The 12,492-nt window shown below is 61.5% G+C and carries 10 protein-coding genes; all 10 read right to left on the bottom strand.

Going from position 1 to position 12,492, the window contains the following annotated elements:
- Positions 1–3 precede the first annotated feature (3 nt).
- The 10 genes from ODQ19_RS10010 to hutC all read right to left on the bottom strand — a co-directional run bounded on the left by ODQ19_RS10010 (position 4) and on the right by hutC (position 12,467).
- Positions 4–1,413, bottom strand: a complete 1,410-nt coding sequence (locus tag ODQ19_RS10010; protein WP_330209937.1) for an amino acid permease — start codon at positions 1,411–1,413, stop codon at positions 4–6.
- A 162-nt stretch (positions 1,414–1,575) separates the two neighbouring features.
- A complete protein-coding gene (gene hutH / locus ODQ19_RS10020; RefSeq protein WP_330209938.1) occupies positions 1,576–3,114 on the bottom strand; it encodes a histidine ammonia-lyase in 1,539 nt (512 codons plus the stop codon).
- Positions 3,115–3,140: 26 nt separating this feature from the next.
- Entirely contained in the window at positions 3,141–4,649 is a 1,509-nt protein-coding gene (gene hutH, locus ODQ19_RS10025) for a histidine ammonia-lyase (RefSeq protein ID WP_330209939.1), read from the bottom strand.
- A gap of 137 nt (positions 4,650–4,786) precedes the next feature.
- Positions 4,787–5,611: a quaternary amine ABC transporter ATP-binding protein gene (locus tag ODQ19_RS10030; RefSeq protein WP_014716537.1), complete on the bottom strand. Its 825-nt coding sequence runs from the start codon at positions 5,609–5,611 to the stop codon at positions 4,787–4,789.
- The gene (locus ODQ19_RS10035; protein WP_003187838.1) at positions 5,608–6,459 is read right to left on the bottom strand and encodes an ABC transporter permease; all 852 of its coding nucleotides are present in this window, start codon (positions 6,457–6,459) and stop codon (positions 5,608–5,610) included. The genes ODQ19_RS10030 and ODQ19_RS10035 overlap by 4 nt, the downstream gene beginning before the upstream one ends.
- A gap of 71 nt (positions 6,460–6,530) precedes the next feature.
- Positions 6,531–7,496, bottom strand: a complete 966-nt coding sequence (locus tag ODQ19_RS10040) for an ABC transporter substrate-binding protein (protein ID WP_330209940.1) — start codon at positions 7,494–7,496, stop codon at positions 6,531–6,533.
- A gap of 69 nt (positions 7,497–7,565) precedes the next feature.
- Positions 7,566–9,011 (bottom strand): purine-cytosine permease family protein, encoded by a 1,446-nt coding sequence (locus ODQ19_RS10045; RefSeq protein WP_330209941.1) that lies wholly within the window; start codon positions 9,009–9,011, stop codon positions 7,566–7,568.
- A 177-nt stretch (positions 9,012–9,188) separates the two neighbouring features.
- Complete coding sequence (gene hutU, locus ODQ19_RS10050) at positions 9,189–10,859, bottom strand: urocanate hydratase (protein ID WP_014716533.1); 1,671 nt, start codon at positions 10,857–10,859, stop codon at positions 9,189–9,191.
- A 340-nt stretch (positions 10,860–11,199) separates the two neighbouring features.
- A complete protein-coding gene (locus ODQ19_RS10055; RefSeq protein WP_116666155.1) occupies positions 11,200–11,760 on the bottom strand; it encodes a HutD/Ves family protein in 561 nt (186 codons plus the stop codon).
- Positions 11,757–12,467, bottom strand: coding sequence for a histidine utilization repressor (gene hutC, locus ODQ19_RS10060; protein ID WP_224796965.1), 711 nt, complete (start codon positions 12,465–12,467; stop codon positions 11,757–11,759). The genes ODQ19_RS10055 and hutC overlap by 4 nt, the downstream gene beginning before the upstream one ends.
- Positions 12,468–12,492: the final 25 nt, after the last annotated feature.

Below are 12,492 nucleotides of genomic sequence, written 5' to 3' on the forward strand. Positions count from 1 at the left end.
AAGTTATCGATGAGACAAAACCGGGTCGTAATCGACCTTGGCCGTTTGCCCGGCGGCAGGCTTGACCCACAGCCAGTAGGCGATGATCAGCAGCACGATCCACACCGCGCCCACCATCAACGCCGCCTGGGTATCCGGGAAGTAACCGAGCACACCAAACACAAACAGCATGAACACAATGGCCGCTGCCGGCGCATAGGGCCAGAACGGCACCGGGAATTTCAGTTCGGCGACCTGCGCCTTGGTCATCGAGCGGCGCATGGCGACCTGGGTAAACAGGATCATCAGCCATACCCACACGGTGGCGAAGGTGGCAATCGAGGCGATCAGCAGGAACACGTTTTCCGGGATCAGGTAGTTGAGTACCACACCGCCGAGCAAGGCGGCGCCCATGACCACCACGGTCATCCATGGCACGCCTTGTTTGGACAATTGCGCGAAGCCCTTGGGCGCCTGCCCTTGTTGAGCCAGGCCGTACATCATGCGCCCGGCGCCGAAGATGTCGCTGTTGATCGCCGACACCGCCGCGGAGATCACCACGATGTTGAGGATGGTCGCCGCCGAGCCAATCCCCAGGTTGCTGAAGATCTGCACGAACGGACTGCCCTGGCTGCCGATCTGCGGCCAAGGGTAGATCGCCATCAACACGAACAGGGTCAGCACGTAGAACAGCAGTATACGCAGCGGCACCGCGTTGATCGCCTTGGGGATCACCCGCTGCGGGTCCTTGGCTTCACCGGCGGTGATGCCGATGATTTCGATGCCGCCAAAGGCGAACATCACCACTGCAAACGAGGCGATCAGCCCACCGATGCCGTTGGGCATGAAGCCGCCGTGGGCCCACAGGTTGCTCAGGCCGCTGGCCTGGGTTTCGCCCGCCGAGTGAATGCCGAACAACATGATGCCAAAACCGCCGAGGATCATCGCCACAATGGCACCGACCTTGAGCAACGACAGCCAGAACTCCATCTCGCCAAAGACTTTGACGTTGCACAGGTTCAGGCCGCCGATCAGGAACACGATACCCAGCACCCAGACCCAACGGGCCACTTCGGGAAACCAGAAGCCCATGTAGATGCCGAATGCGGTGACGTCGGCGAGGCAGACGATGATCATTTCAAAGGCGTAGGTCCAGCCGAGGATAAACCCGGCCATGGGCCCCAGGTAGGTGCTGGCATAGTGGCCGAAGGAGCCGGACACTGGGTTGTGCACGGCCATCTCACCGAGCGCGCGCATCACCATGAACACCGCGGCGCCGCCGATCAGGTAAGCCAGCAGCACGGCGGGGCCAGCCATTTGGATGGCGGAGGCAGAGCCATAAAACAGCCCGGTGCCTATCGCGGAACCGAGTGCCATGAAGCGAATATGTCGGGCGTTGAGCCCGCGTTTCAAACCCTTCTCTTGCTGGTGCATTTCTCTTCCCTATTATTCTTATCCTGAGAAAAACGCGACCTCACCTGTAGGAGCGAGCTTGCTCGCGAAAAACCTGAGAGCGCTGATGAATGTCAGGTTTACCGCGTAATCGTTGGCGATTTTCGCGAGCAAGCTCGCTCCTACAGTGAAGGCGGCGGTATGTTAGAGACTTGGCAGCAACTTGGCCGGCACCAGCTCATTCAGGCAGCGGCTGGCGAGCAGTTCGCTGGCGGCGTTGATGTCCGGTGCGAAGAAGCGGTCCTTGTCATAGAACGCAACCTTGTCACGCAGGATGCCACGGGCTTTTTCCAGCTTGGGCGAGGTCTTCAGGCCGTCGCGCAAGTCCAGGCCTTGGCACGCCGCGAGCCATTCCACCGCGAGGATGCCCCGGGTGTTCTCGGCCATTTCCCACAAACGCTTGCCCGCAGCCGGGGCCATGGACACGTGGTCTTCCTGGTTGGCCGAGGTTGGCAAGCTGTCGACGCTATGGGGATGGGCCAGCGCCTTGTTCTCGCTGGCGAGCGCGGCAGCGGTCACCTGGGCGATCATGAAGCCGGAGTTCACCCCGCCATTGCCCACCAAAAACGGCGGCAGTTGCGACATGTGCTTGTCCATCATCAACGAAATCCGGCGCTCGCTCAGGGAGCCGATTTCGGCAATGGCCAGCGCCATGTTGTCGGCGGCCATGGCCACTGGCTCGGCGTGAAAGTTGCCACCGGAAATCACGTCGCCTTCGGCGGCAAATACCAATGGGTTATCCGACACCGCGTTGGCTTCGACCACCAGCACCTCGGCGGCCTGGCGGAACTGGGTCAGGCAGGCGCCCATGACTTGTGGTTGGCAACGCAGGGAGTATGGGTCTTGCACCTTGTCGCAGTTCTGGTGCGACTGCGAGACCTGGCTGCTTTCGCCCAGCAGGTCACGATAGGCCGCAGCCGCATCGATCTGCCCGCGCTGGCCACGCGCGGCATGAATACGCGCATCGAACGGCGAGCGCGAACCCAGTACGGCTTCTACGGTGAGGCCGCCGCACGTGAGCGCGCCAGCGAACAGATCTTCACCTTCGAACAGGCCGCGCAATGCGTAAGCGGTGGATACCTGGGTGCCGTTGAGCAGCGCCAAGCCTTCTTTGGCAGCCAGGGTCAGCGGCGTGAGGCCGGCGACTTTCAGCGCCGCGGTCGCGTCCAGCCATTCGCCTTTATAGCGCGCCTTGCCTTCGCCAAGCAGTACCAGGGACATATGCGCCAACGGCGCCAAGTCACCGGATGCACCCACCGAGCCCTTGAGCGGAATGTGTGGATACACCTGGGCGTTGATCAGCGCGATCAGCGCGTCGATCACCTGGCGACGAATCCCGGAGAAACCACGGCTCAGGCTGTTGACCTTGAGCACCATGACCAGTCGCACCAGCGCATCGCTGATCGGCTCACCGACGCCGGCAGCATGGGACAGCACCAGGGAGCGCTGGAGGTTTTCCAGGTCTTCGCTGGCGATGCGAGTCGAGGCCAACAGGCCAAAACCGGTGTTGATGCCATAGGCGGTGCGGTTCTCGGCGAGAATCTGCTCCACGCAGGCAACGCTGGCTTCGATCTGGGCCGAGGCGCTGTCATCCAGGCTGAGGGTTACTGGCTGCTGGTAGATGGCACGCAGTTGGGCGAGGCTCAGTTGGCCTGGAATCAGGTTTAGCGCAGTCACATTCATACTCCTTGTGAATTGTTCTTAGGTGTTCAGTGCAAATTCGGTAATGCAGTGTCTTTAAGCAGCTGGGCAGCGGTGGCAATATCCGGCGCCAGCCAACGGTCCTGCTCATAGGCGGGGACCACTTCGCGCAGCAAACGCCAGGCGCGGTCGGTACCGGCGCCGAAACGCTGGTCCTTCAGAAACTCGAAAGCCTGGGCCGCCAGCAGGTACTCGATAGCAAGAATCTGGGTAACGTTGGCGAGCACCTGGTGCAGCTTGAGCGCGGCGTTGGTGCCCATGCTCAAGTGGTCTTCCTGCAGGCCCGAGGTGACGAAATTGTCGAGCACCGCGGGTTGCGCCAACTGGCGGTTCTGCCCGCACAAGGACGCGGCGACGTACTGCACGATCATCATCCCGGAGTTGACACCCGGGTTGCTCACCAGGAAGGCTGGCAGGCCGCTGACATGCGGGTTGACCAGACGGTCCAGGCGACGCTCGGCCACCGAACCGATCTCGGCCATGGCGATGGCGAGCATGTCGGCCGCCATCGCGACGGACTGCCCGTGGGGGTTGGCCTGGGACACCACGCGGTAGCTGTCTGGGGTGCCCAGCACCAGCGGGTTGTCGGTGGCGCTGTTGAGTTCGGTCTCGATCTGGCGCGTGGCGTGTTCCACCTGATCGCGGGCCGCGCCGTGAATCTGCGGGATCGAGCGAATGCTCAAGGCGTCCTGGGTGCGAATACCTTTGCTGCTGGCAATCACCTCGCTGCCGTCGAGCAAGGCACGCAGGTTGATACCCACTTGCTGCATGCCAGGATGCGGCTTGAGAGCAATGATTTCTTCGTCAAAGGCGTCGATCTGGCCGCGCTGGGCTTCAAAGCTCATGGCACCGATCACGTCGGCCCATTGCAGCAAGTGATGCGCATCGGCCAGGGCCAGGCAGCTCAGGCCGGTCATGCACGGCGTGCCATTGACCAGGCACAGGCCGTCCTTGGCGCCGAGCACCACCGGCTGCAAGCCTTCTTCGCTGAAGGCTTGTTGCGCCGGGACGATACGGCCACGGTAGCTCACATTGCCAACACCCAGCAGGGCCACGCCGATATGGGCCATGTGAGTCAGGTACCCCACCGAGCCTTGGGACGGCACCTGCGGAGTGATGCCGTGGTTGAGCAGCGCCAGCAGCGCGTGTACCACCTGCGGATGCAGGCCGGACTTGCCATGGCTGTAGTTGATGATCGCCGCGCAGATAATCGCGCGGGTTTGCTCATCGCTGAGCACCGGGCCGACACCACAGGCGTGGCTCAGCAGTGTGTTGCGCGACAGTTGGCTCAGTTGCTCGGTCTTGAGCGAGACGTTGCACAGCGCGCCCAGGCCGGTGTTGACGCCATAGGCGCGCTCGCCGCTGGTGACGATGCGCTGCACGATGGCCTGGGCATTGTCGATGCGCGCCCAGGCGTGGCCCGACAGTTCGAGCATGGCGCCGTGGCGGGCGACGGCGGTGACGTCCTGCCAACGCAGTGGGGTGTCGGCGATGATGATTTTGGTTGCCTGGGACATCTTTATACCTTCTTCAATTCTTAGGCAGCATTGCCGGCCTCTTCGCGAGCAAGCCCGCTCCCACAGGGGGAAAGTATTCCAAATGTGGGAGCGGGCTTGCTCGCGAAAGCGCCAGCAGCCTCACCACACAGCCCGGATCAGACCACCGCCGCTCGCCGCTGAACAAACCGGTCCACATACTCGTCCGCCGGTGAATGCAAAATCTCCCTGGGCGTGCCGACCTGGATCAGCTTGCCGTCCTTGAGGATCGCAATGCGGTTACCGATGCGCACGGCCTCGTCGAGGTCGTGGGTGATGAACACGATGGTCTTGTGCAGGGTCTTTTGCAGCTCGAGCAATTGGTCTTGCATCTCGGCGCGGATCAACGGGTCGAGGGCGCTGAAGGCTTCGTCCATCAGGATGATGTCGGTGTCGGCCGCCAAGGCGCGGGCCAGGCCCACGCGCTGGCGCATGCCGCCAGAAAGCTGGTGCGGGTATTTGTTTTCGTAGCCTTTGAGACCCACGGTTTCGATCCAGTGCAACGCACGTTCGGCGCAGACCTGCTTGGTTTCGCCACGCACTTTCAGGCCGTAGGCAACGTTGTCGAGCACGCTCTTGTGCGGCAGCAGGCCGAAGCTCTGGAACACCATGCTGATCTTGTGCCGACGGAATTGGCGCAGGGCTTCCATGTCCAGTTGCAGGATGTCTTCACCGTCCACCAGGATCGCGCCGCTGGTGGGGTCGATCAGGCGGTTGAAGTGGCGCACCAGGGTAGATTTGCCCGAACCCGACAAGCCCATGATCACAAAGATCTCACCGGTGCCGATGCTCAGGGACAGGTCATTGACGCCGACCACGCAACCGGTCTCGGCCAGAACCTGGTCCTTGGTCTTGCCCTGGCCGACCATGGCCAGCGCATCCTTGGCGCGTGCGCCGAAAATCTTGAAGACGTTTTTGACTTCGATTTTGCTGACAGTCGTCATTTGCTCGCCTCATGCCGTGGGCGGCCATAAGCCTGGGTAATGCGGTCGATGACCACTGCAAGAATCACAATCGCCAGCCCGGCTTCAAGGCCACGGCCAACGTTGAGGGTCTGGATGCCGACGAGCACGTCTTCACCCAAGCCACGGGCACCGATCATCGAAGCGATCACCACCATCGACAGCGCCATCATGGTGGTCTGATTGATCCCGGCCATGATGCTCGGCAGCGCCAGCGGCAATTGCACGCCGAACAGTTGCTGCCAGCGGTTGGCGCCGAAGGCGTTGATGGCTTCCATGACTTCGCCATCGACCTGGCGAATGCCCAGGTCTGTCAGGCGAATCAGTGGCGGCGCGGCGTAGATCACCGTGGCGAAAATCGCCGGGACCTTGCCCAGGCCGAACAGCATCAGCACCGGGATCAGGTACACGAAGCTAGGCATGGTTTGCATGATGTCCAGCAGCGGCATCAGCACCGAACGCAGGCGATTACTGCGCGCCGACAGGATGCCTAGGGGGATGCCGATCAACACCGAGATCACCGTGGCCACCATCATCAATGCCAGGGTTTGCATCAGCTTGTCCCACAGGCCAACCGCGCCCACCAGGAACAGCAGACCGACAATCACCGCGGTGGTCACCACCTTGCGGGTGGCGTGCCAGGCAATACCGCCAACGATGGCCAGCATCAGCCACCAGGGCGCTGCGCGCAGCAGGCCTTCCAGGTTGACGATGGCCCACAGCAGCGTATCGGAGATGTGCCGGAACACATCGCCGTAGTTGGTGACCAGTGCGTCCACCCAACCGTTGACCCAGTCGGCGATGGAAAAGGTAAAACTCTCAGGGAACATATCGTGCTCTCGATCCAGTGGGTTGTGGCCAGCCGCCCGGCCACCCTTGAGGGTAGCCGTGCACACTTGACCTACAAGGCCGCGTCGATTTTCTTGGCTGCGTCGTCGCTCACCCAGGCGTGCCAGACTTCAGGATGTTCCTTGAGGAAAATTTTCGCCAGTTTCGGCGACTCGATCCGCTCCTTGGCCATGCGGCCCAGGTTCTGGTTCAGCAGGTCGATGGGCAGGTTGACCTTTTCCAGCACGGCCACCAGTTCCGGGGCTTGCTCGTGGAAGGTTTTGGACAGGCCGACCTTGATGCTCACGCTTTTATCCACGCCGGGCTTTTCTTCCAGCTTGACCAGGTCGACCTGGCCCATCAGCGGCGTCGGTGACCAGTAGTAGAACAGAATCGGCTCGCCACGCTTGTAGCTCGACAGCACCGCCGCATCCAGCGCCGGGCCGGTGCCCGGACGGAAGTTGGTGTAGGTGCTTTCCAGGCCGTAGCTCTTGAGCATTTCGCTGTTGTCCAGCTCGCAGGTCCAGCCGGCCGGGCAGTTGTAGAAACGGCCCTTGGAGGGCTCTTCCTGGTCCTTGAACACCGAGGCGTATTTGGCCAGGTCGGCGATGCTTTTCAGGTCCGGCGCCTTGGGTTCGAGTTTGCGCTTGGCGTCGCCTTCGATCACATAGCGCGGCACGTACCAGCCTTCAACCGCGCCGACTACCGGAGCCCCGACGCCCACGACTTTGCCGGCCTTCTCGGCCTTGTTCCAGACCTCGCTGCGACCTACCCACTCCTCGGCGAACACTTGGATGTCGTTACTGCCCAGGGCGTTTTCCATGGTGATGGAGTTACCCGGCAAGCTGTCGGTTTTGCAGTCGTAGCCTTTTTCCAAGACGGTTTGCAGGATGTCGGTGAGCAACATGCCGCTTTCCCAATTCAGTCCGGCGAATTTCACCGGTTTGCCGGATTCGCACCAACCGGCCGCCTGGGCGCCGGCGCTTGCCAGCAAGCCCGCTGAGAACAAGGTAGCCAGCAAGGTCTTATTCATAGTCATTGTTGTGACGCTCCCAATCATGAAATGGATTACGGCAGTCAGTAGGCGTCCTGCCCTGTCCACGTCCCATCAGGCTTGTGCAGCCAGCCCGTTTGTTGTGGGTAAAGCGCCCTGCTCTGTCGGCAGGATCAGGTGATCGGGTACCGTGCCGTGCCATTTTTTCGCACACACGTAATACAGGGCCGCCGGCAGTACCAGGCCGATGATCCAGGAGATATCCACATCCCCCAGCGCGGCCACCAGGGGGCCGGTGTAGAACTTGGTGGAGATGAACGGCAACTGCACCAGCACGCCAAACACATAGACGCTGATGCCCAGCAGGTTCCAGCGGCCGTAGCGACCGTTCGGATCGGCCAGCGCTGGCACGTCATAACGCTCGCGGGTGATGCAGTAGTAATCCACCAGGTTGATCGCACTCCAGGGCGTAAAGAACGCCAGCAGGAACAAGATGAACGACTTAAATGCACCGAGGAACGAATGCTGGCCGAGCAACGCGATCAGCGTGGCCGTGCCGACGATCATCAGCACGAACACCAGACGCTGCAGGCGCGTGACCTCCAGACGCCCACGAAAGCCGCTGACGATAGTGGCGATGCACATAAAGCTGCCGTAGGAATTGAGCGTCGAGATGGTGACCTTGCCGAACGCGATGCTGAAATACAGCAACGCAGCGGTGGCGCCCGTGCCGCTCAAGCCAACGATGTACGCCACCTCGTGGCCGGCAAACTGCCCGTTGGACATGGCCGCAGCAAACACGCCGAGGACCATCGCTACCTGGGCACCGATGACCGAACCTGCGCCAGCAGCGAGGAAGGTTTTTACCGATGAGGTCTTGCTCGGCAGGTAACGCGAGTAATCCGCCACGTAAGGGCCGAACGCAATCTGCCAGGAGGCCGCCAGCGACACGGCCAGCAGGAAGCTGCTCCAGCTGAAGTGGCGGATCTGCAAGAGCGCACCGACGTCGGTCTGGCTCATCAGACGGCTGAACAGATACACAAAGGCAACCACACCAATCAGGCTGGCAACCCGGCCGATGAAGTGGATCACCCGGTAACCCAGCACCGTGACCAGCACGATGACACTGGCGAAGATCAGGATGCCGACGCTGTCGCTGACCCCGAACAACTGGCCCAGCGCCTGGCCCGACAACACGGTACCGGTGGCGGTGAAACCCAGGTACATCAAGCACACCAGCACAATCGGAATGGCCGCGCCATACACGCCGAACTGCACCCGGCTGGAAATCATCTGCGGCAGGCCAAGCTTGGGCCCTTGCGCCGCATGCAGCGCCATGACGCCACCGCCGATCAGTTGACCGACCAGCAAACCGATCAACGACCAGAACACATCACCGCCCAGCACCACGGCCAACGCCCCGGTGACAATCGCAGTGATCTGCAGGTTGGCACCCATCCACAGGGTGAATTGACTGAATAGACGACCATGTCTTTCCGCTTCCGGGATGTAGTCGATCGAACGTTTCTCGATCAACGGGGTGGTGTCGTTTGCAGCCATGTTGTTCAACCTCTGATGGATTGTTTTGTATGCATCTTGCTCTTCTGTGGGAGCTGGCTTGCTGTGGCGAGGGAGCTTGCTCCCGTTCGACAGCGAAGCTGGAGCCGGCTTTTTTGGGGCTGCTTCGCACCCCAGCGCAAGCAAGCTTGCTCGCCACACAAGCCCGTCCACAGTGGGTTACTTGATCATCGGCAGGTTCAGGCCCTGCTCCTTGGCGCAGTCGATAGCAATCTGATAACCGGCATCGGCATGGCGCATCACCCCGGTCGCCGGGTCGTTGTGCAGCACGCGGGCAATCCGCTCGGCCGCTTCGTCAGTACCGTCGCAAACAATCACCATCCCCGAGTGCTGGGAGAAGCCCATGCCCACCCCACCACCGTGGTGCAGCGAGACCCAGGTCGCGCCGCTCGCGGTGTTGAGCAAGGCGTTGAGCAGTGGCCAATCGGACACAGCGTCGGAACCGTCCTGCATGGCTTCGGTTTCGCGGTTCGGGCTGGCGACCGAGCCGGAGTCCAGGTGGTCACGGCCGATCACGACCGGCGCGGACAGCTCGCCGCTGCGCACCATTTCGTTGAACGCCAGGCCCAACTTGGCACGCTGGCCCAGGCCGACCCAGCAGATACGTGCCGGTAGGCCCTGGAAGCTGATGCGCTCGCGGGCCATATCCAGCCAGTTGTGCAGGTGGGCGTCGTCTGGGATCAGCTCTTTGACTTTGGCGTCGGTCTTATAGATGTCCTGCGGGTCACCGGACAGCGCCGCCCAACGGAACGGGCCGATGCCACGGCAGAACAGTGGGCGGATGTAGGCCGGTACGAAACCCGGGAAGTCGAACGCGTTTTCCACGCCTTCTTCCTGGGCCATCTGGCGGATGTTGTTGCCGTAGTCGAAGGTCGGGATGCCTTGCTTCTGGAATTCGAGCATGGCTTTGACGTGTACGGCCATCGACTGCTTGGCGGCCTTGATCACGGCGGCCGGCTCGGTCTTGGCGCGAGCGCGGTATTCGTCCCAGGTCCAGCCGGCCGGGAGGTAACCGTTGAGTGGGTCGTGGGCGCTGGTCTGGTCGGTGACCATGTCCGGGCGCACGCCACGCTTGACCAGTTCCGGCAGGATCTCTGCGGCGTTGCCCAGCAGCGCGATGGAGATGGCCTTGCCTTCCTTGGTGTATTTGGCGATGCGCGCCAGGGCGTCGTCGAGGTCGGTGGCTTGCTCGTCGACGTAACGGCTGTTCAGGCGGAAATCGATGCTGACTTGCTGGCACTCGATGTTCAGCGAGCAGGCGCCGGCCAGGGTTGCGGCCAATGGCTGCGCGCCGCCCATGCCGCCGAGGCCGGCGGTGAGCACCCAACGACCGGTCAGGTCACTGTTGTAATGCTGGCGACCGGCTTCCACGAAGGTTTCGTAGGTGCCTTGGACAATGCCTTGGCTGCCGATGTAGATCCAGCTGCCGGCGGTCATCTGGCCGTACATGGCCAGGCCCTTGGCATCCAGTTCGTTGAAATGCTCCCAGCTGGCCCAGTGCGGCACCAGGTTGGAGTTGGCGATCAGCACGCGCGGGGCGTTGCTGTGGGTCTTGAACACGCCGACCGGTTTACCGGATTGCACCAGCAGGGTTTCGTCGTCGTTCAGATTGGTGAGGCTCTCGACGATCTGGTCGTAGCACTCCCAGTTGCGCGCCGCACGGCCGATACCGCCGTACACCACCAGTTCTTTGGGGTTCTCGGCCACTTGCGGGTCGAGGTTGTTCATCAGCATGCGCAGCGGCGCTTCGGTCAGCCAGCTTTTGGCGGTGAGCTTGTTACCGCGGGCGGCGCGGATTTCGACGTCACGGTATTTTGTAGGCTTGGTCACAGCTAGGACTCCTCGGCGAACGATGCGCGGACACTGATGGTGCGAAGTCTTACGCACACATCTTTACTTGTATGTACAAGCATATGCAATCGAGCGGCCAACTTTAGCCAGGAGGGGTTGGGATTTTTTTGCACGAGGCGTGTGAGCCTTGTAAATCAAGGCTTCAAAGCTTGATGAAATTTCTTACGGAAGTTTTTTGCAGCAAGGGGAATTTGTCACGGCAGCGAAGCTTTGCGTCACGCTGGGGCATTCGGTAACAAATTGGTGCGCGGAGTGGAAACAGATTTTGTGAACAATGCAAAAACAAGTGTGGGAGGTGGCTTACCAGCTCCCACAGTTTTTAACCGCGCGCGGTCAGTTCGATGATGCAGCAGCGGCCAGTGACAGAGATATCCAGCAGGCCCGTATTACCGTCCACTTGCAGGCAATCATGGTGGCCGAGCTTCTCGCCCAGCACCTTCACTTCATCCGCCACGCTGAACACCAGCACCGTCTGCGCGGAGCTGAAAAACTGCTGCACACCATCCACCCACTGCAAGCGTGCATGGTAACGCTGTGGCGAGTAGATCAGGTTGAAGTCGCGGATCGGCCCGGTGATCAAGCGGCACGAAACCTGGCTTTCACCCAGGAACGCGAACGGCTGCAATGGTAACAAGCCGCGCTGTTCCTCGCCGTCTACGGTCAACACCATGCCCGCGCCCTTGATCACCGTGATCACGCGCTGGTAACCGGCGAAGGTGGAAAACCCACCCGACTCGGCGATATCGGCAATCGACAAACGCCAGCCAAAGCCCTCCAGGCCGGTGCCCGCGTCGCGACTGATTTCTTCGGTACTGCCGCCGCCGTTCTTCCACGGCATGCGCACGTAGTCGGCGGCACGCCAGACGTTGATCTCACTCATTTACTGAAGCGTCCTTCGAGGCTGTGACGGGAACCGGGGTGGATCAACCGCGCCGCAGTCACCGGCTGGCGACCCGACCAGGTGCGTCGGCGAATCAACAGGCACGGCTCGCTCGGCTCGATCTGCAACAACTTGCACTCGGCGGCATCCGCGAGGATCGCCTCAACCACATGCTCGCCCTCAGTCAACGGCGCGACCTGGTTCAAATAGGCATACGGGGTTTGCTGGGTGAAGTCCTGTTGCAGGTATTCCGGCGCGACCAGGGCGTTGACGAATCGGTCTTCTATTTGCACAGGAATGTCGTTCTCGTAATGCACGATCAACGAGTGGAACACCCTCCCGCCTTCGCGCATTTCCAAGGCGACGGCGCGCTCGGAACCGGCGGCCTCTTCGCCCAGGGTGATCACCTGGCAGGTGTGCCGATGCCCGCGGGAGGCGATTTCATCGGCGATGTTGTGCACTTCAAACAGTGCCGACTGGCTCTTAGGCTCGGCCACGAAGGTCCCCACGCCTTGCATACGCACTAGCAGGCCTTCGGCGGTCAGCTCGCGCAGGGCGCGGTTGATGGTCATGCGGCTGAAGCCCAACTGACTGACCAGCTCGCTTTCCGACGGCACGCGGTAATGGGGCGGCCAGTTGCCGTTGAGGATCTGCTGGCTGATCATCTGTTTGACGCGGGCATACAAGGGCGCCGGACTTTCGTCCATGTGGGCAGCCAGCGAAGAGTTGGCG

The sequence above is a fragment of the Pseudomonas sp. AM4(2022) genome (genome assembly GCF_036346515.1).
In the GTDB taxonomy this organism is placed as follows: domain Bacteria; phylum Pseudomonadota; class Gammaproteobacteria; order Pseudomonadales; family Pseudomonadaceae; genus Aquipseudomonas; species Aquipseudomonas paracarnis.